Origin of the sequence: Rheinheimera fenheensis (assembly GCF_039871805.1) — a bacterium.
Lineage (GTDB): Bacteria > Pseudomonadota > Gammaproteobacteria > Enterobacterales > Alteromonadaceae > Alishewanella > Alishewanella fenheensis.
The window spans coordinates 246,393-264,645 of record NZ_JBDPJM010000001.1 but is presented as its reverse complement, the minus strand read 5'-3'; the positions used below and the strand labels follow the sequence as shown (position 1 = coordinate 264,645).

20 protein-coding genes are annotated in these 18,253 nt (G+C 50.1%); 14 read left to right on the top strand and 6 right to left on the bottom strand.

Annotated features, from left to right (window positions below; translation table 11 throughout):
• Positions 1-8: 8 nt before the first annotated feature.
• Complete coding sequence (locus ABGI61_RS01030) at positions 9-266, top strand: BolA family protein (protein ID WP_347595531.1); 258 nt, start codon at positions 9-11, stop codon at positions 264-266.
• Between the two features lie 6 nt (positions 267-272).
• Positions 273-1,532, top strand: a complete 1,260-nt coding sequence (gene murA / locus ABGI61_RS01025; RefSeq protein ID WP_347595528.1) for a UDP-N-acetylglucosamine 1-carboxyvinyltransferase — start codon at positions 273-275, stop codon at positions 1,530-1,532.
• 10 nt (positions 1,533-1,542) lie between these two features.
• On the opposite strand, the gene ABGI61_RS01020 is transcribed toward murA, so the two are convergent.
• The 3 genes from ABGI61_RS01020 to ABGI61_RS01010 form a co-directional block, all read right to left on the bottom strand.
• Positions 1,543-2,670, bottom strand: coding sequence for a trypsin-like peptidase domain-containing protein (locus ABGI61_RS01020; RefSeq protein WP_347595525.1), 1,128 nt, complete (start codon positions 2,668-2,670; stop codon positions 1,543-1,545).
• 48 nt (positions 2,671-2,718) lie between these two features.
• Positions 2,719-4,068: a DegQ family serine endoprotease gene (locus ABGI61_RS01015; RefSeq protein ID WP_347595522.1), complete on the bottom strand. Its 1,350-nt coding sequence runs from the start codon at positions 4,066-4,068 to the stop codon at positions 2,719-2,721.
• Positions 4,069-4,156: 88 nt separating this feature from the next.
• Positions 4,157-4,597, bottom strand: coding sequence for a Z-ring associated ZapG family protein (locus ABGI61_RS01010; RefSeq protein ID WP_347595519.1), 441 nt, complete (start codon positions 4,595-4,597; stop codon positions 4,157-4,159).
• A 144-nt stretch (positions 4,598-4,741) separates the two neighbouring features.
• Here ABGI61_RS01010 and zapE point away from each other — a divergent pair, with 144 nt between their 5' ends.
• From zapE to ABGI61_RS00970, 8 genes are all read left to right on the top strand, one after another.
• Entirely contained in the window at positions 4,742-5,833 is a 1,092-nt protein-coding gene (zapE, locus tag ABGI61_RS01005) for a cell division protein ZapE (protein WP_347595516.1), read from the top strand.
• 202 nt (positions 5,834-6,035) lie between these two features.
• Entirely contained in the window at positions 6,036-6,464 is a 429-nt protein-coding gene (gene rplM / locus ABGI61_RS01000; protein ID WP_347595513.1) for a 50S ribosomal protein L13, read from the top strand.
• A gap of 12 nt (positions 6,465-6,476) precedes the next feature.
• Positions 6,477-6,869, top strand: a complete 393-nt coding sequence (gene rpsI, locus ABGI61_RS00995) for a 30S ribosomal protein S9 (protein WP_040551910.1) — start codon at positions 6,477-6,479, stop codon at positions 6,867-6,869.
• A 258-nt stretch (positions 6,870-7,127) separates the two neighbouring features.
• Complete coding sequence (gene petA / locus ABGI61_RS00990) at positions 7,128-7,718, top strand: ubiquinol-cytochrome c reductase iron-sulfur subunit (RefSeq protein WP_347595509.1); 591 nt, start codon at positions 7,128-7,130, stop codon at positions 7,716-7,718.
• Positions 7,718-8,992, top strand: coding sequence for a cytochrome b (locus tag ABGI61_RS00985; RefSeq protein WP_440590646.1), 1,275 nt, complete (start codon positions 7,718-7,720; stop codon positions 8,990-8,992). Before petA ends, ABGI61_RS00985 begins: the two co-directional genes overlap by 1 nt.
• On the top strand, positions 8,992-9,729 hold the full coding sequence (locus tag ABGI61_RS00980) for a cytochrome c1 (protein ID WP_347595506.1): 738 nt from the start codon (positions 8,992-8,994) through the stop codon (positions 9,727-9,729). Before ABGI61_RS00985 ends, ABGI61_RS00980 begins: the two co-directional genes overlap by 1 nt.
• A gap of 75 nt (positions 9,730-9,804) precedes the next feature.
• Complete coding sequence (gene sspA / locus ABGI61_RS00975; protein WP_347595503.1) at positions 9,805-10,443, top strand: stringent starvation protein SspA; 639 nt, start codon at positions 9,805-9,807, stop codon at positions 10,441-10,443.
• 5 nt (positions 10,444-10,448) lie between these two features.
• A complete protein-coding gene (locus ABGI61_RS00970) occupies positions 10,449-10,862 on the top strand; it encodes a ClpXP protease specificity-enhancing factor (protein ID WP_347596634.1) in 414 nt (137 codons plus the stop codon).
• Positions 10,863-10,882: 20 nt separating this feature from the next.
• Here the strand turns inward: ABGI61_RS00970 and ilvY are convergent, their stop codons facing one another.
• Positions 10,883-11,797 (bottom strand): HTH-type transcriptional activator IlvY, encoded by a 915-nt coding sequence (gene ilvY, locus ABGI61_RS00965; RefSeq protein WP_347595500.1) that lies wholly within the window; start codon positions 11,795-11,797, stop codon positions 10,883-10,885.
• 141 nt (positions 11,798-11,938) lie between these two features.
• Between ilvY and ilvC the strand changes: the two genes are divergently transcribed.
• The 3 genes from ilvC to ABGI61_RS00950 all read left to right on the top strand — a co-directional run bounded on the left by ilvC (position 11,939) and on the right by ABGI61_RS00950 (position 15,588).
• Entirely contained in the window at positions 11,939-13,417 is a 1,479-nt protein-coding gene (gene ilvC / locus ABGI61_RS00960; protein WP_347595497.1) for a ketol-acid reductoisomerase, read from the top strand.
• A gap of 156 nt (positions 13,418-13,573) precedes the next feature.
• On the top strand, positions 13,574-14,020 hold the full coding sequence (locus tag ABGI61_RS00955) for a methylglyoxal synthase (RefSeq protein ID WP_347595494.1): 447 nt from the start codon (positions 13,574-13,576) through the stop codon (positions 14,018-14,020).
• Between the two features lie 644 nt (positions 14,021-14,664).
• Positions 14,665-15,588, top strand: coding sequence for a Dyp-type peroxidase (locus ABGI61_RS00950; RefSeq protein ID WP_347595491.1), 924 nt, complete (start codon positions 14,665-14,667; stop codon positions 15,586-15,588).
• Positions 15,589-15,592: 4 nt separating this feature from the next.
• On the opposite strand, the gene argR is transcribed toward ABGI61_RS00950, so the two are convergent.
• Entirely contained in the window at positions 15,593-16,060 is a 468-nt protein-coding gene (gene argR / locus ABGI61_RS00945; RefSeq protein ID WP_347595488.1) for a transcriptional regulator ArgR, read from the bottom strand.
• A 211-nt stretch (positions 16,061-16,271) separates the two neighbouring features.
• Between argR and mdh the strand changes: the two genes are divergently transcribed.
• Positions 16,272-17,210, top strand: coding sequence for a malate dehydrogenase (mdh, locus tag ABGI61_RS00940; protein ID WP_347595485.1), 939 nt, complete (start codon positions 16,272-16,274; stop codon positions 17,208-17,210).
• A 65-nt stretch (positions 17,211-17,275) separates the two neighbouring features.
• Here mdh and ispB read toward each other — a convergent pair whose 3' ends face one another.
• The gene (ispB, locus tag ABGI61_RS00935; RefSeq protein WP_347595482.1) at positions 17,276-18,247 is read right to left on the bottom strand and encodes an octaprenyl diphosphate synthase; all 972 of its coding nucleotides are present in this window, start codon (positions 18,245-18,247) and stop codon (positions 17,276-17,278) included.
• Positions 18,248-18,253 lie beyond the last annotated feature (6 nt).

Here is an 18,253-nt window from a genome sequence, read left to right as displayed (position 1 = left end):
GTTTATCTGTGGACACGAAACAACTAGAGCAGCTGTTAATTGATCAGCTTCAGCTGACTGAAGCCAGGGTAAGCGCTGAAGGCTCGCACTATGCGGTAATTGCCGTGGGTGAGTGCTTTTCTGATCTTAGCCGGGTAAAACAGCAACAAATGGTATACGCGCCCATTATGGCCGCGATAGCGGACGGCAGTATTCATGCCGTTAGCATTAAGACCTTTACCCCACAGCAGTGGCGTAGAGAACAACTTTTAAATCCTCCGATGTAGTATTTTATGCAGCAATTTTTAGTTACCGGTGGTCAGGTGTTACGCGGCGAGGTAAATATCTCGGGCGCCAAGAATGCCGCCTTGCCTATTCTGTTTGCCAGCTTACTGTCTGAAAAACCCACTACGATCAGCAATGTACCTCGGCTGAAAGACATCGAAACCACCGTTAAATTGCTGCAGTTGTTTGGCGCAGAGGTGAGTTTTGCTAACAATCAGGTGCAGGTAAATGCCGCTGGAGTAAATAACCAGTTTGCGCCTTATGAGCTGGTTAAAACCATGCGTGCCTCTATTTTAGCCCTGGGGCCACTACTTAGCCGCTTTGGTCAGGCAGAAGTCTCTTTACCAGGTGGCTGTGCTATCGGCGCGCGGCCGGTCAACCTGCACATTGATGGCCTGCGTAAAATGGGCGCTGAGATCAGCGTCGAGAATGGTTACATTAAAGCCAAAGCCAACCGGCTGAAGGGTGCGCATATCATTATGGATATGGTCAGTGTGACCGGCACGGAAAACCTGATGATGGCAGCCGTGCTCGCCGATGGTGTTACAACCATCGATAACGCAGCGCGTGAGCCGGAAGTGGTCGACTTGGCCCGTTATCTGAATACCATGGGCGCTAAAATTCGTGGTGCCGGTACCGACAGTATTGTGATTGAAGGTGTAGCCGCACTGAAAGGTGGCAACCATAAAGTGCTGCCCGATCGTATCGAGACGGGCACTTTCTTAGTCGCCGCTGCAGTTACCGGCGGTGATGTAACCTGCCGCAATACAGATCCGGCAGAGCTTGAAGTGGTACTGGATAAACTGCGCGAGGCCGGCGTAGAGGTAAGTACTGGCCCGGATTGGATCCGCGCCAATATGATTGGCCGCAAGCTGAAAGCCGTTAATGTAAAGACAGTGCCGCACCCGGGTTTTCCAACCGATATGCAGGCGCAGTTTACCGTGTTAAACGTGGTGGCGGATGGCGTAGGTATGGTCACCGAAACCATTTTTGAAAATCGCTTTATGCATGTGCCTGAATTACAACGTATGGGCGCCAAGATTAGCCTTGAGGGTAATACTGCGGTGTGCCAGCACAGTGACAAATTGATGGCAGCGCAGGTAATGGCAACAGATTTGCGCGCATCCGCCAGCTTGGTTATTGCTGGCCTGGTCGCTGAAGGCGCAACGGTGGTTGACCGTATTTATCATATCGACCGCGGCTACGAGCAGATTGAAGATAAATTGCGCCGCCTCGGTGCTAATATTGAACGGATAAACGCGGCTTAAGCCGCGTTTTTTATCGGCGCAATTCCCGCACTACGGCATTTATCGTCAGCAGTTGGCCACTGCGGTCGACCGTCAGTGGCAAGGTTGAATTGGGTGGCGTTTCGGCAATCATATTTAATGCCTGCTGCACACTGTCAAAGCGCTGGTCAGCGATTTTCAGCAAGATATCACCTACTTGCAAGCCAGCTTCTGCAGCGGGGCCATTAGCGTTAACAGCTGTGATACTTAAGCCGTACAGCACCTGGCCAGAAGAAATTAACCGCTCGCCGGCCGCATTTATTACTGCATCACCAGATACGCCAAGATGGCTGCGCGTGACCCGGCCTTGCTTAATCAGCTTTTGCATCACGTTAACGGCCAGGGTGTAAGGTACGGCAAAGAAGATGCCCTGAATGTCCTGATTCTCCAACTGAAACGCTGCCGCGTTGATACCGACAAGCGTACCATTGGTATTGACTAAGGCACCGCCGGAATTTCCACGGTTAATAGCAGCGTCCATCCGCATAAAATCGATATAACCACGCGAACTTAAGCCATTATTACCATTTGCGCTAATAATACCCTGAGTGATGGTTTGGCCCAGATTAAGCGGGTTACCTATGGCCAGCACCACATCGCCCACCTGCGGCTCGAGTTTATCGTCTTGTGGAATAACCGGTAAATTATCAGCCTGCACATACAGCACCGCTAAGTCAGTGAGCTCGTCCTGACCAATCAGCACGGCTTCGAGCATACGGCCGTCCTGTAGCGCCACTTCAATATAGTCGGCACCGTACACGACATGATAATTGGTCAGAATATAGCCCTGGCTGCTCATAATGACACCAGAACCCAGCTCCTGCCGCTCTATAGTGCGGGGCCTTAATGCCCTTGGGTCTACCAGTGTGCTACGGGTATAGACATTCACCACAGCAGGTGCCGCACGGCGCACTGCGCGGGCATAGCTTACCGGTGTAGGATCGTCACTGGCATCCTGGCCGTTGAAACCTTGAAAAGCTGGCAGGTTAACCGACGGCATTAACCAAAGCAGGATAAACGCCAGCGCTAAGCCGTACAAAGTGCTCTTAAGCAGAAAAACCCAGAATTTCGCCACAGCGCCAGCAATTTTGGTAAGGGAAATATGCAGATAGCATAACATTAAACCGGCTGAAGCAGTAGCTTGCCACTACCGCTTCAGCTGATACGGCTAGCGGATTAATACATACAAGGTCGAGTTACCGCGTTGAATATTTAGCGCCGCTATACCACTGCGGCCTTCGAGCGCTTTGCGCAGCGCCGCCAGGTTCTCAACCCGCTGGCGGTTAACACCCAAAATCACGTCATCTGCCTGCAGCCCAATTTGCGCCGCCGGTGAATTGTTAGCGACGCTGTCAATCTTTACGCCGCCACTGGTGTTAGACAGCTCTGCGCCTTCCAGCATAGGGTGTAACTGGTTGGCGGCAACCTGACCGCTTGAGAGCTCCTGCAGTTTTACCTTAACCTTGCGCTCTTTGCCGTCACGTAAAATGCCAAGTTCAGCCTCGCGGCCGGCACCTAAAGTGGCGACTTTAGCCCTGAGCTCAAGGAAAGAGTTAATGCGGTTGCCATTCATGCTGATAATGACATCACCTGACTTTAAACCGGCCTGTTCAGCGGCACTATCCGGCAGTACCTCGTTTACAAAGGCGCCGCGGCTGACACTTAAATTCATCGCTTCGGTTAAATCTGCCGTGACATCACCACCGCGGATCCCCAGGCTGCCGCGACGTATTTCACCGTGTTCCACTATCTGATCAACCAGGTTTTTCATCATATTGGCCGGTATGGCAAAGCCGATACCGATATTGCCGCCATTGGGGCCCAAAATTGCAGTATTAATACCGATTAATTCACCTCGCAGGTTAACCAGGGCGCCGCCGGAGTTACCACTGTTAATGGCGGCATCGGTTTGAATAAAGTCTTCAAACCCCTCAATACCTAAACCACCCCGGCCCAGCGCGCTGACAATGCCTGAAGTAACGGTTTGTTCAAGACCAAAGGGGTTACCGATAGCAATAGCAAAATCGCCCACGCGGAGTTTGTCTGAATCTGCTAAAGGAATTTGTACCAGTTTGTCAGCTTCAATTTGCAGCAGCGCGATATCGCTTTCCGGATCGGCGCCCAGTTTTTTCGCTTTAAAAGTGCGGCCATCCTTTAACCGAACCTCAATCTCTTTGGCATCCTGAATCACATGATTATTGGTAACGATATAGCCTTTATCAGCATCGATTACCACGCCTGAGCCTAAGCCACGAAATGGCCGCTCTTCACGGTATTCATTCGGGCCTCGCTGGCCAAAAAAATAACGGAAAGCTTCAGGTAAACGCTGGCGTACTTCACGGCTACCTTCTACTGATATATGCACTACGGCAGGCGTGGCTTGCTCTAGCATTGGCGCCAGTGTAGGCATCTCTTTATCATTAGAAAAAAATGGAATGCGCGCTTCCGCTACAGGTAACGCAGAGAAGGTCAGCGCTGCCACCACGGCAGCACTTAACACGGAAAATTTCTTATTCATAGCGTATTAGTCTCCTAAAAGCAGTGTGCGACTAAGAACGTGTCTCAATAAAAAAAGTTCAGCTTAGCTTTTTGCTTTATGTAACAATTTATTGCGCCGGTTTGCGCTCTTTAATCAGGCCACTGGCTTCGCCAGAGTAGTCCAGTGGTTGCTGCTCTGCTGTTGAGTACACCCGACGCTTTTCGTCTATTTGATGCAATGACTGGCGGATATAAGCAGCAGTATCTCCTGACAGGTAATTAATATCCTGCTTCACTGACTCGGTTGGCCGCTCTACCAATTGCATGCGTGAATCAGCGATATGGCGGGCAATACGGGCGTAGTTGTCTTGTAACTGTGTCATCAGCTGATTGGTGGTTTCCAGATGGGTAGATACATCCTGCCGGTACTGCTCCAGCTGTGCCTGGCTCTCTGCCAGTTCCAGTTTCAACTTGTGTTGATCCAACTGACGCAGCGTAAAAATACGGGCTAGTATTGCACCTATTACTAAACCGGCTGCCAGCCAGGCACCTGCGTACATATATTCCATAACAACTCCTGCGGCAACGCTGTTGCCTATTTCGTCTGGTTTCCTGCAATAGTGTAACCTAACTTCTTATCCGCAGTGGTAAGGCATGTTACTATTATTGCTGATATTTAAGGCTGAGCGGCGCCACTTTCAAGTAAAACTGCCATGACACCACTAGAAAAGTACCAACAAGATTTAACCCGTGATGATTTTCAGTATGACGCAGCACAAGAGTTTGCCGTGCGTCAGTTACAGCGTTTATATGATGACATGTTGCGACAGGAGCCGGAAAAGCCCGGTTTATGGCGGCGGTTACTGGGCAAGCCTGCCAAAGTAGAACCGGTTAAGGGGTTATACTTCTGGGGCGGAGTTGGCCGGGGTAAAACCTATTTGGTCGATACTTTTTACGAATGCCTGCCGGGCAGCCGTAAAATGCGGATTCACTTTCACCGCTTTATGCACCGGGTGCATGAAGAGTTAAAACAGCTAAAGGGCGTGGCCGACCCGCTGCAAAAAGTCGCTGATAAGTTTAAGCAGGAAACTGACATTCTGTGCTTTGATGAGTTTTTTGTCTCAGATATCACTGATGCAATGATTTTAGGCACCTTAATGCAGGCACTATTTGCTCGCGGCATTACGCTAGTGGCAACCTCTAATATTGAGCCAGACGGTTTGTACCGCAATGGCTTGCAGCGTGCCCGTTTTTTACCGGCGATAGCGCTGATTAAACAGCACACCGAGATCATTAATGTCGACAGTGGTATTGATTACCGGCTGCGCACGCTGGAAAAGGCCGAAATTTACCACGCGCCGTTAGATCAGCAGGCAGAGACTAACTTATTGCAGTATTTTATGGCGCTGTCAGCAGACCCACGCCAGCAAGATGTGGCGATCGAAGTGGCAAACCGTAAAGTGCAAGCACGTTATGAGGCCGATGGCGTGGTGTGGTTCGCCTTTACCCAGCTGTGTGAAAGTGCGCGTAGCCAATACGATTATATGGAGCTGAGCCGCTGCTATCACACCGTGTTGCTATCTGGTGTGAAGCAAATGGGCCAGCATAATGATGATGTGGCCAGGCGTTTTATTGCCCTGGTAGATGAATTTTATGAGCGCGGCGTTAAGCTGATTATCTCGGCCGAAACCGGTTTAGAGCAGTTATACAGCCAGGGTATTCTCAGTTTTGAATTTAAGCGCTGTATCAGCCGGTTACAGGAAATGCAGTCGCACGATTATCTGGCCCGGCCGCATTTGCCCTGATAAGGCGGTTTTAACAAAGAATTTTTACTCAGGGTGCTGATTTTTAAAACTGCTTAATATATAATCCGCGCCCGGCCTACGTTACAGCCTATTACTGCCGTTAGCCCGGTAGTTTTTGTACTCGAAGGGGTACGCTAACGACACAAGCTGCATCAGCCCTGCACTGTGTCAGGTGTAACTAAGTTATTTTTGGATAAAGCGAATGAAAACTTTTACTGCTAAGCCAGAAAGCGTAACACGCGACTGGTATGTTGTTGATGCGTCAGGTAAAACGCTGGGCCGTATCGCAACTGAAATCGCTGCCCGTTTACGTGGCAAGCACAAGCCAGAGTACACTCCGCACGTTGATACCGGTGATTACATCATCGTAGTAAACGCGGAGAAAGTTGTTGTTACTGGCAACAAAGCAAAGAACAAAATGTATTACTCTCACACTGGTTTCCCAGGTGGTATCAAAGAAATCAACTTTGAGAAGTTAATCGACAAAAAGCCAGAAATGGTGTTGGAAACTGCTGTTAAAGGCATGTTGCCAAAGGGTCCTCTGGGCCGCGCTATGTTCCGTAAGTTGAAAGTTTACGCCGGCGCCGAGCATCAGCATGCTGCTCAGCAACCGCAAGTATTAGATATTTAATCGGAGCATATCATGGCACAGAATCAATATTACGGAACTGGTCGTCGTAAAAGCTCAACGGCCCGTGTGTTCTTAAAAGCCGGTTCAGGCAACATCGTTGTTAACCAGCGCGCATTAACCGACTACTTCGGTCGTGAAACTGCTTGTATGGTTGTGCGTCAGCCATTAGAGCTGGTAGACATGGTTGAGAAATTCGACCTGTACATCACTGTTAAAGGTGGTGGTATCAGCGGTCAGGCCGGTGCTATCCGTCACGGTATCACCCGTGCACTGATGGAATTTGACGAGTCACTGCGTCCAGCACTGCGTAAAGCAGGCTTCGTTACCCGTGACGCCCGTCAGGTTGAACGTAAGAAAGTGGGTCTGCGTAAAGCACGTAAACGTCCACAGTACTCAAAACGTTAAGCGTTTTTCTGTACTCAAAGCCCGGCACTTGTTGCCGGGTTTTTTTTAGCTTGAAAATGCGGCGATGCCGCAGCGGCAAACCAGTAGCTGTGTCATGCCGTACATCGCAGTTGACTAAGATAATACCGATTCAGGCTGCCTTAATCCTTGTGTAAAGCAGGGCTTTTCATTATGATCGGCGTTATTTTTTCAATTTATAATAATTGCTGAAATTCAGCCGCTTAAATTCTGTTTAAGCGTTAACGTGGAGATGAGTGGATGAGCAATGCGCCTGTAGATCAAGGTCGCCGCCGCTTCCTTACCATTGCTACCTCAGTAGTGGGGGGTGTTGGTGCCGTCGGAGCTGCTGTGCCTTTTATCGCGTCCTGGAACCCGAGTGAAAAAGCCAAGCAAGCCGGTGCCGCTGTCAGTGCGGATATCAGTAAGCTGGAACCGGGCCAGTTAATCCGGGTAGAGTGGCGTGGTAAGCCGGTATGGATCGTTAAACGGCCACAAGCCATGTTAGATGCATTGGCAAACCATGAAGATAAGTTACGCGACCCGGAGTCTGCAGTAGAGCAACAACCTGCGTATGCCCAAAACCGCTATCGCTCGAAAAAGCCGGAAATTTTCGTTGCTGTCGGTATCTGTACTCACCTGGGCTGCTCACCAACCTATTTACCCAGCGATTTCTCGGCGCAGGTTGAGGGCGTTACCTCTGGCTTTTTCTGCCCTTGTCACGGCTCTAAGTTTGATATGGCCGGCCGGGTATTCCAGAGCGTACCGGCACCAACCAACCTGATGGTCCCTCCTTATATGTATGTTGATGACAATACCATTTTAATTGGTGAAGATGAGGGGGCCGTCTGATGTTCAAGAACCTGATGAGCTGGATTGAATACCGCCTGCCGTTCATGGATAAAATGAACCTGCACGTCATGCAGTATCCGGCGCCAAAAAACTTTAACTTCTGGTACTTTTTTGGCTCGCTGGCCATTTTAGTACTGGTTAACCAAATTCTGACCGGTATCTGGTTAACCATGAACTATGTGCCTTCTGCTGAAGGTGCTTTTGCGTCTATTGAATATATTATGCGCGACGTCGAGTACGGTTGGTTACTGCGTTATATGCATTCTACCGGCGCGTCTGCGTTTTTCGTTGTCGTGTACCTGCATATGCTGCGCGGCATGATGTACGGCTCTTACCAGAAACCACGTGAACTGCTGTGGATCTTCGGTATGCTGATTTTCCTGGTGCTGATGGCTGAAGCCTTTATGGGTTACTTACTCCCATGGGGCCAGATGTCGTTCTGGGGTGCGCAGGTTATTATCGGTATCTTTGGTACTATCCCGTTTATTGGCGAAGATTTAACGCTGTGGATCCGCGGTGACTATGTTATTTCCGGTGCTACGCTAAACCGTTTCTTCGCCCTGCATGTAATTGCGCTGCCACTGGTGCTGGTGATTTTAGTCTTCCTGCACATTATGGCGCTGCATGAAGTTGGCTCTAACAACCCAGACGGTATCGAGATTAAGCGCGATAACGATGGCAGTGTTGAGCAAACTGACGCCGATAAAAAGTTCACCTTCCACCAGTATTTCACCCGCGGTGGTAAGAAAGTGATCGTCGATGCGATTCCATTCCACCCATATTACACGGTGAAAGATTTAGTAGGTGTTGCCGGCTTCTTATTAATCTTTGCCTGGGTTATTTTCTTCTTCCCGGAAGGCGGTGGTTTCTTCCTGGAGCCGCCAAACTTTGAAGCGGCTAACCCGCTGAAAACGCCAGAGCATATTGCACCGGTTTGGTACTTCACACCGTTCTATGCCATTTTACGTGCTATTCCGCACCCCTTTATGGGCGCTGTCGCCATGTTTGCTGCAATCATCGCGCTGGCGTTACTGCCATGGCTGGACCGTGGCAAGGTGCGTTCAGTGCGCTACCGCAGCAACTTGCACAAAGTTAACCTGGTTAATTTCTGCATCAGCTTTGTGGCATTAGGTATTCTGGGCGTATTACCGGCAACACCAACTTATACCCTGTTGTCGCAGCTGTTCTCGTTCACCTATTTTGGTTTCTTTGTGTTGTTGTTCTTCTACAGCAAAAACGAAGCCACTAAACCACTGCCAGTGAGGGTAACCTAATGATGAAAAAGTTATTGTCTGCTGCCGCATTATTAGCCTCGTCACTGGCGATGGCAGCTGGGCCAGCCATACCGTTGGACAAAGCGCCAATAGATCTGACCGATAAAGCATCACTGCAAAATGGTGCCAAACTGTTCCAGAACTATTGTTTAGGCTGTCACCAAATGCAGTATCAGCGCTACTCGCGCACGTTCCGTGACTTAGATATCCCGGAAGACGTTGGCATGGCGAATCTGATGTTTACCGGCGAAAAAGTCGGTGACCACATTACCAACACGATGTCAGGTAAAGACGGTGAAAAATGGTTTGGCGCTACACCACCAGATTTAACTAACGTCGCCCGGGTGCGCGGCCCGGACTGGCTGTATACTTACCTGCGCAGTTTTTATGCTGATCCGTCACGCCCCTTTGGTGTGAACAATGATGTTTTCCCCATGGTGGGTATGCCACACGTGCTACAGGAATTGCAGGGATTACCCTACAAAGCCTATGAGACCCGTCTGGTAGACGGTGAATCGAAGCAGGTTTATGTTGGTATTAAAACCGATGGTACCGGTGAGCTGAGCACAGAAGAATATGATCGTGCCGTGGCAGATCTGGTAAACTACCTGGAATATGTTGGCGAGCCAACCAAACTGGAATCCCGTGAACTTGGTGTCAAGGTTATGGTATTTCTGCTGATCTTCTTTGTTCTGGCTTATTTGCTGAAGAAAGAATATTGGCGCGATGTACATTAATTAGTTTTTTCAACTAGTTATGTTTACAGGGGCCTTAGCGCCCCTTTGCCGTTTTTTATTTTACCGGAGGAATACATGGCGATCACTGCCAATAAACGCCCTGTGATGACACTGTTTTCAGCAGCGGATGACATGTTTAGCCATCAGGTTCGCATCGTACTGGCGGAAAAAGGCGTAACTGTCGATATTCTTCAGGTCACCCAGGATAATTTGCCGGAAGACCTGTACGAGGTTAACCCGTACGGTAGCCTGCCAACGCTGCTTGACCGTGAACTGGCGTTGTATCAGGCCAATATCATTATGGAATACCTGGATGAGCGTTTCCCGCACCCGCCATTAATGCCGGTGTATCCGGTGGCGCGTGGCCAGGCACGGTTAATGATGTACCGTATAGAAAAAGACTGGTACCGCCTGGCTCAAAGCATTTTGAATGGCGAGGACAACGCCGCTAGCGCCCGGCAGGAGCTAAAAGAAGGCTTGCTGTCGATAGCGCCATTGTTTAATGAAGCGCCGTTTTTTATGAGCGAAGAGTTTGGTCTGGTCGATTGTTATATGGCTGCGCTGTTGTGGCGCTTACCGCTGTTGGGCATCGAGTTATCTGGCCCGGGCAGCAAAGAGCTGAAAAACTATATGACGCGTATTTTTGAACGTGATGCATTCCAGGCTTCGCTAAGCGATGCTGAGCGTGAAATTCGTCGCGGAATGAAGCTGTAATGAAAATGACCGCAAACCGCCCTTATTTACTACGGGCGTTTTACGACTGGATAGTCGACAACAACTGCACGCCTTACCTGGTGGTTGATGCAACTGTGCACGGCGTAAAGGTGCCAATGCAGTTTGTGCAAAACGGCCAAATCGTGTTAAACACCGCCCCTACGGCGGTGGGGAATTTGCAGCTGGGCAATGATGCGGTCACGTTTAGTGCCCGTTTTGGCGGCCATCCGTTTGCGCTATATATTCCACTTAATGCCGTGTTGGCCATTTATGCCCGCGAGAACGGCGCAGGCACCGTCTTTACGTTGGAAGAAGATGAAGACGATGCTGATCTGGTTGATATGCTGCCGGATGATGATAATCCTGATCCCGAGCCGCCCAAGCCGAAAAAAGCCTCTCATCTGAAGGTGGTTAAGTAACTCTGCTACGCACTCTGTCTCTAACGCTTAAGTTCACCCTTTGCTGTAGCCACCTGCCAGAATGCCTGAATAAGCGGCTCATTAAGCCGCTTATTCAGCATACAGACGCCTAAATCAAAGGCTTCAAACTGGTAGTCCAGCTGTAGCAGCCGTACCCGGTCTTTCACCGGGCTGTGTATGACCACAGCATCGGCTACCAAGGCCACACCTGTTCCCAGCGCCACCATCGACACCATGGCTTCATGGCCATCTACTTTGGCGACGACCAGCGGGGTAATGCCGCTATCCTGCACCCAGCGGTCAAAGCGGCTGCGCGCCGGGCCATGCTCTGGCATGATCAGCGGCACCTGACTCCAGGGTATTGGCTGCTGCTCCAGCAGGCTGGTCACTTTACAAGGTACCGTTGGCGCAATCAGCATCACAGGTAAGCTGGCAATACTTTTAAAGGCCAGATTAGTCGGCAGATGCATCGGCCGAGCGGCCAGGGCTATGTCCGCTTCGTCCAGCCGTACTTTCTCAATAGCGGAAGCCGCATCACCTGTGGTCAGTTTAATTTCAGCTTTCGGGCACATCAGCCGAAACTTATCTAAAATGGCCGGCAGATGGCTATAGCTGGCGGTTACCGTGCAAAACAGCCGGATTTCACCGGTTAACTCGGCACTTGCCAGCTGTAAATCCAGTTGTAGCTGATGCCATTCATCCAGCCAGCTGCGGACAAAGCGGCCAAACCGCTGGCCGGCCGGGGTCAGCCGTACCGAGCGTTTATCGCGGAAAAACAGTTCAGCACCGAGTTCTTCCTCCAACCGTTGGATCACTCTGGTCAGGGTTGGCGGGCTGACATACATTTGCTCGCTGGTTTTGCTGAAGTTAAGGCTGGTCGCCAAATGCTGAAACAACTGGGCGCTGCGAATGTCCATACTGATACTTTGTTTCATAAAGTGAAATACAGACTTGAAAATATATCACTTCACGCAATTAAATGCATTAGCTAGTATTAACGCATTAAAGCCCGCCATTGCGCCGGCTTATGCTCAGCAATCAGGTCTGAGCGGTAAAAACGCATTTAGAGAAGCATTATGGCAAATTATTTTAATACATTGAATTTACGGCAGCAGCTGGGCCAGTTGGGCCAGTGCCGTTTTATGGACAAGAGCGAATTTGCCAACGGCTGTGAGCTGTTAAAAGGCTGGAATATCGTCATTATCGGTTGTGGGGCGCAGGGTTTAAACCAGGGCCTGAATATGCGCGACTCGGGGTTAAATATCAGTTATGCACTAAGAGAAGAGGCGATAAGCGAGCAGCGCGCGTCTTTTCAAAAGGCCAACAGCAACGGGTTTACCGTTGGTACTTATCAGCAACTTATTCCGACCGCTGATCTGGTATTAAACCTGACACCGGATAAACAGCACAGCAGCGTAGTGGATGCGGTAATGCCGCTGATGAAGCAGGGCGCCACGCTGGCTTACTCACACGGTTTTAATATTGTTGAAGAAGGCAAACAGATCCGCCCGGATATCACCGTCATTATGGTTGCGCCTAAATGCCCGGGTACTGAAGTGCGTGAAGAATACAAACGCGGTTTTGGTGTGCCAACATTAATTGCTGTACACCCAGAGAATGACCCTAACGGCCGTGGTCTGGATATCGCCAAAGCCTATGCGGTGGCTACCGGTGGTGATCGGGCTGGAGTATTGCACTCGTCATTTGTGGCTGAAGTAAAGTCAGACTTAATGGGCGAGCAAACTATCCTGTGCGGTATGCTACAAACCGGCGCTATTCTGGCGTTTGACAAGATGGTGGCTGACGGTGTTGAGCGCGGTTACGCAGCAAAACTTATCCAGTATGGCTGGGAAACCATTACCGAAGCGCTGAAGCATGGTGGCATTACCAACATGATGGACCGCTTAAGTAACCCGGCCAAGATCAAAACCTTCGAGTTGGCTGAGCAGCTGAAAAGCACCTTGCGGCCATTATTTGAAAAACATATGGACGACATCATCAGCGGTGAGTTTTCCCGCACCATGATGGCTGATTGGGCCAATGATGATAAAAACCTACTGACCTGGCGTGAGCAAACCCGCAGCAGTGGCTTTGAGCAGGCGCCGGTGTCGGCAGAGAAAATTGCTGAGCAGGAGTATTTTGATCGTGGCTTGCTGTTGGTCGCTATGGTAAAAGCCGGTGTAGAGCTGGCGTTTGAAACCATGGTGGATGCCGGCATCGTAGCAGAGTCTGCTTATTATGAGTCACTGCATGAAACACCGCTTATTGCCAATACCATTGCCCGTAAGCGCTTGTACGAGATGAACGTGGTGATTTCAGATACAGCCGAATACGGTAACTACCTGTTTGCTCATGCTGCAGTACCGCTGTTAAAAGAGTTGGTTAATGGCCTGAGCAGTGAACTGATTGGTAAAGGTGTTAGCGGCGACACTGGGGTGGATAACCTTAAGCTTATCGCGGTGAACGAAGCGATTCGTCAGCACCCGGTAGAACGTGTCGGCAAAACGTTACGCGGTTATATGACAGCGATGAAGCGAATCGCTTCAGCGCAGTAGTAAAGAATGATGTGGTTATAGCCGTACCGTACGCCAGAAGCGGCGGTATGTGCTGACCAATAACGATGTTATACGTGGACCTTGGTTGTTTTGCCCTGCTATGCAGGGCTTTTTTTTCACGTTAAGCTGCGTTTTTTGCTTCAAGGAGCGCTGTAAATGAAAACCATAGCCCTGGTTGCACACGATGGTAAAAAATCCGCCCTGTTAGACTGGGTAAGCCGGCATCAGGCTTTTTTTGCTGATAAACAGCTGGTGGCGACCGGAACAACCGGCAAGCTGATTGGCAATGCCTTAAAGCGCGATGTCATCTGCCTGGCGAGTGGGCCCCTAGGGGGCGATCAGCAAATTGGTGCCATGATTGCCGAGCAAAAAATAGACTGGCTGGTGTTTTTCTGGGACCCGCTGTCATCACAGCCGCACGACCCGGATGTCAAAGCGCTGATACGGTTAGCCGTAGTATGGAATATACCGGTGGCGTGTAACCAGGCGACAGCCGACTTTATTATTCACTCGAGTTTATATCAGCAAAACTATCAGCGCGAGGTGCCCGATTTTGCCGCTTATCAACAGCGTTTTGACGCTAAGGTAGCTGGTGACAAGTGACAAGTGATAAGTGACAATTACGGCTGTTTGCGGCTGAGGTGGGCTTGTTAGCGGTAGAGCAGGAAGGTGGGCCGCAAACTGCGCGGCCACCTAAGGTCCTGTTTCGTCATCCTGTCGATACTGTCCGTAGTATTTCTTCCCTGGCTCCATCCCGGAGTGTTCCTAAAGGCATCTTGCCTTGTCCTGTCATCCTTGTGCACTATCATCCCGATAATGCGCACTCATCCTGAGTGTGTTCCGTTTCATCCCTGAGCTTTCAGCGCTGGTGAAGACTCTGAAAACCGTGCTCATCCTGAGCATGTCTGTTGGTCGTCCTTGTGCTATCCTAGCCAGACACTGCATCCTGCAGTCACCCGCTGTCTTCTTGTCAGTGGGTCTATCCGTCGACGAGTTAATTATGCACTCTAACGCGGGTGTGCAGCATGATGTTTTAGAAAAAAGCCTGCTGTAATATTATTGTAAAATGTTAATGGTTTAAGTTAACTTGATATATATCATGCAGTTGCATCAGGCTTGCGGTAGAGTTTACAGCAGTAAATAGCGTTTAAACGCACTTGTTTGTGAGATATTTCTCACAAAAAGCCGGGCACGAATGGCATATTACTGTAGCTTAGCGGCGAAAGGCGTTGGTAAAAGGAATAACTATGGCCAGAGAACAACTGGGAATATGTGCAGAAGCCAATTTGCATGGCAGCTATTTACTGCTTAATGCGTTGGAAGGGCAGGAGAAAGCACTGCGTTATAAACTGGCGCGTATTCCGCAGTTATTCGACCGGCTGGCCGATCATTTCTCTGAAGCCTTGCTAACGGGTGTGGTGGCGGTGGGCAGCAACTATTGGGATTTGCTGTATCCGGATGCGCGCCCGGCGTTATTGCATGCTTTCCCCGAGCCGCAGGATGACAATATCGGCCTGGCCGCGGTGCCGGTGGATTTGCTACTGCAGATCCGCTCCGATCGCTTAGATGTCAATGTTATCGCCGCGCAGCAGGTATTGCAGCTGCTGCAGGGACATGTCGATGTGTTAGATGCGCTGCAGGGCTTTCGTTATCTGGATGGGCGTCAGCTGACCGGCTTTATTGATACACCCTTCAACCCAAAAGCGCGGCAGAAACGGCAGATAGCTTTGGTTGATGCGGCCAAACAACCGCTGTTTGCTGGCGGCAGCTATTTATATTTTCAGCAACTGGGGTTCAACCAAACGGCTTGGCAGCGGCTAACTCAGCCAGAGCAGGAGGCCATACTGGGATTTGAGAAAGTCAGTGGCCGTTTGCTGGCTGACGAGCGGCTAAGCGCCGACAGCTATGCTGCCCTGATGTGGCAGCAGGATAACGACTCTGCGGTGCTGCACCAGAATATGCCGTTTTATCAGCTAAAGCAGCAGGGCTTATTGCAGCTACAATATGCTGCCAGTGCTGAAGCATTACAGCAACAACTTACGAGGCGGCTGGGGCTTGGCGCCGCTGCCGGCCATGATTTGCTGCTTAACTATCACCGGTTTGAACTCAGTGCCGCGTTTTTTGCGCCATCGATCAGTTTTTTAGAGCTGGCTGCCAGTGGCGCTGTGTAGTGCTTTACACCTTCTCAAACAGTTCAGTAACTTTTTGTAAGGTATCGTCGATATGGCGGATACTTTTCGGTGCAATAAAAATAGTGTCATCACCGGCAATAGTACCCAGTACGCCTTCAGCCTTACCGACTGAATCTAACAAGCGGGCGATAAGCTGGGCTGCGCCCGGGCTGGTACGGATAATAATCATCACATCGTTATGCTCGATGTCGAGCACTAACTGACGCAGCGGACTTTTGGTGGTCGGTACACCCAACTCAGGTGGCAAAGTATAGACCATCTCCTGTTTGGCGTTACGGGTGCGCACGGCGCCGTACTTGCTTAACATTCGCGACACTTTTGACTGACTGATATTGTCAAAGCCTTCGTTTTTCAGCGCGTCGACAATTTCACCCTGAGAGCCAAAACTCTCAGTTTTCAACAAGGCTTTGAATACCTGAATTAACGCTTCTTGTTTGGCTTGCTTGGTCATATCACACTTTTACCTCTGAATGCGTGTCGTTATCTTAGCAAAGTTAGCCCACCGATACACTTTGTTGGCTAATCTGACGCTGCTAGTGGGCTAAAGTACACTAAAATTGACTAAAATGCTTAGACTTTAGGCTTAAGCTATTTGTAATTTCGCCGCGGTTTCAGTATTGTTGGCGCGTTTTTCCATTCAAGCGTTCTCAAGGGAGATAATCATGAAAGTTGCCGTTTTAGGTGCCGCCGGTGGTATTGGCCAGGCATTATCATTATTGCTGAAATTAGACTTACCTGCCGGTACAGATTTAGCGCTATACGATCTGGCGCCGGTAACGCCGGGTGTCGCGGTTGACTTAAGCCATATCCCTACCGCTGTTAAAGTAACAGGCTATGGCAAGGAAGATCTGAACACCGCACTGGCCGGTGCCGACATCGTGATGATCCCTGCCGGTATGCCACGTAAACCTGGTATGGACCGTTCAGACTTATTCAACATCAACGCCGGTGTGGTGAAAACCTTAGCCGAAGCTATCGTTCAGCAGTGCCCTAAGGCCCTGGTAGGTATTATTACTAACCCGGTAAATACGACTGTTGCCATTGCTGCTGACGTGTTCAAAAAAGCCGGCACTTATGACCCGCGCCGTTTATTCGGTGTTACTACGCTGGATGTGATCCGTGCTGAAACCTTTGTTGCCGAGTTAAAAGGCAAAAACCCTGCGACGATTAAAGTCCCGGTAATTGGTGGCCACAGTGGTACCACTATACTGCCACTGCTGTCTCAGGTTGACGGCGTAAGCTTCTCTGATGACGAAGTCGCCTCACTGACACACCGCATTCAAAATGCTGGTACCGAAGTGGTTGAAGCCAAAGCCGGTGGCGGATCTGCGACCTTATCAATGGGCCAGGCAGCAGCCCGTTTCTGTATTTCACTGATCAAAGGTCTGCAAGGCGAAGCCGTGACTGAGTATGCTTATGTTGAAGGTGACGGCGAACACGCCCGTTTCTTCGCACAGCCAATGCTGCTGGGCAAAAATGGCGTAGAAAAGCTGTTACCTATTGGTAGTTTAAGTGCTTATGAGCAAAAAGCTATGAATGATATGTTAGGCACTTTAAAAGCCGATATCACTTTAGGCGAAGAGTTTGTAAAGAATAACTAAGTTATTCAGCGGTAAAAAAAGGCGCTACGGCGCCTTTTTTTGTCTGCTGTAGCAGGTTTAAATCATTAATGGCTGCGCGACACGGCAATATCAGCCAGTGCCAACAACGCCTGCTTGTAGTCTGAGTCGGGTAATACCGCCAGCGCTGCACGCGCTTTGTCAGCTTCCTGCGCGGCCAAGCGGCGGGTATAGCCAAAGGCGTCGGTTTGCTCCAGTGCACTCATAATAGCGTCTAACTGCGCCAGGCCATTGCCTTCACTGATCGCTTGGCGGATCAGCGCCTGCTGCGCACTGGTGCCGTGCTTCAGCGCATGAATTAGCGGCAGCGTCGGTTTACCTTCGGCGAGATCATCACCGATATTCTTACCCAATTCAGTGGCGTCAGCCTGATAGTCCAGCACATCATCAATTAGCTGAAAGGCAGTGCCCAAATGCATGCCATACAGTTTTAAGCCATTCACCACAGCTTCAGGTTGCTGTGCCACTATAGCAGCCAGCTGAGTGGCGGCTTCAAACAATTTGGCGGTTTTACAGTAAATGACCTGCATATAGCTTTGTTCAGTGGTGTCAGGATCGTTCACGTTCATCAGCTGCAGCACTTCGCCTTCGGCGATGACGTTAGTGGCATCGGCCAGAATTTGCATGATGCGCATCTCGTTTAACGACACCATCATCTGAAACGAGCGGCTGTACAGGAAGTCGCCCACCAGTACGCTGGCCTGATTACCAAACACAGCGTTAGCGGTTTGCTTGCCACGGCGAAGGGTGGATTCGTCCACCACGTCGTCATGCAGCAAGGTAGAGGTGTGGATAAACTCTATAATGGCCGCCACTGTGACATGAGCGCTGCCGTTATAGCCCAGTGCACGGGCTGCTAATACCGCCAGCAGTGGCCGTAAACGTTTACCGCCGCTATTAACAATGTAAATACCGAGCTGGTTAATTAAAGCCACATCAGAATTGAGCTGGGAAAATATCTGCGCATTAACCGCAGCCATATCGGCGGCAGCCAGTTGCTGGATCTGTTCGAGCGTCATGCAAAA

Coding starts and splice junctions, on each gene's coding strand:
- ABGI61_RS01015 (WP_347595522.1), bottom strand. CDS start 4,068: ATGAATAAGAAATTTTCCGTGTTAAGTGCTGCCGTGGTGGCAGCGCTG.
- zapE (WP_347595516.1), top strand. CDS start 4,742: ATGACACCACTAGAAAAGTACCAACAAGATTTAACCCGTGATGATTTT.
- ABGI61_RS00985 (WP_440590646.1), top strand. CDS start 7,718: ATGTTCAAGAACCTGATGAGCTGGATTGAATACCGCCTGCCGTTCATG.
- argR (WP_347595488.1), bottom strand. CDS start 16,060: ATGACCAAGCAAGCCAAACAAGAAGCGTTAATTCAGGTATTCAAAGCC.
- murA (WP_347595528.1), top strand. CDS start 273: ATGCAGCAATTTTTAGTTACCGGTGGTCAGGTGTTACGCGGCGAGGTA.
- ABGI61_RS00955 (WP_347595494.1), top strand. CDS start 13,574: ATGAAAACCATAGCCCTGGTTGCACACGATGGTAAAAAATCCGCCCTG.
- sspA (WP_347595503.1), top strand. CDS start 9,805: ATGGCGATCACTGCCAATAAACGCCCTGTGATGACACTGTTTTCAGCA.
- ABGI61_RS01020 (WP_347595525.1), bottom strand. CDS start 2,670: ATGTTATGCTATCTGCATATTTCCCTTACCAAAATTGCTGGCGCTGTG.
- ilvC (WP_347595497.1), top strand. CDS start 11,939: ATGGCAAATTATTTTAATACATTGAATTTACGGCAGCAGCTGGGCCAG.
- mdh (WP_347595485.1), top strand. CDS start 16,272: ATGAAAGTTGCCGTTTTAGGTGCCGCCGGTGGTATTGGCCAGGCATTA.
- ABGI61_RS01010 (WP_347595519.1), bottom strand. CDS start 4,597: ATGGAATATATGTACGCAGGTGCCTGGCTGGCAGCCGGTTTAGTAATA.
- ABGI61_RS00980 (WP_347595506.1), top strand. CDS start 8,992: ATGATGAAAAAGTTATTGTCTGCTGCCGCATTATTAGCCTCGTCACTG.
- petA (WP_347595509.1), top strand. CDS start 7,128: ATGAGCAATGCGCCTGTAGATCAAGGTCGCCGCCGCTTCCTTACCATT.
- ABGI61_RS00950 (WP_347595491.1), top strand. CDS start 14,665: ATGGCCAGAGAACAACTGGGAATATGTGCAGAAGCCAATTTGCATGGC.
- ABGI61_RS00970 (WP_347596634.1), top strand. CDS start 10,449: ATGACCGCAAACCGCCCTTATTTACTACGGGCGTTTTACGACTGGATA.
- rplM (WP_347595513.1), top strand. CDS start 6,036: ATGAAAACTTTTACTGCTAAGCCAGAAAGCGTAACACGCGACTGGTAT.
- ispB (WP_347595482.1), bottom strand. CDS start 18,247: ATGACGCTCGAACAGATCCAGCAACTGGCTGCCGCCGATATGGCTGCG.
- ilvY (WP_347595500.1), bottom strand. CDS start 11,797: ATGAAACAAAGTATCAGTATGGACATTCGCAGCGCCCAGTTGTTTCAG.
- rpsI (WP_040551910.1), top strand. CDS start 6,477: ATGGCACAGAATCAATATTACGGAACTGGTCGTCGTAAAAGCTCAACG.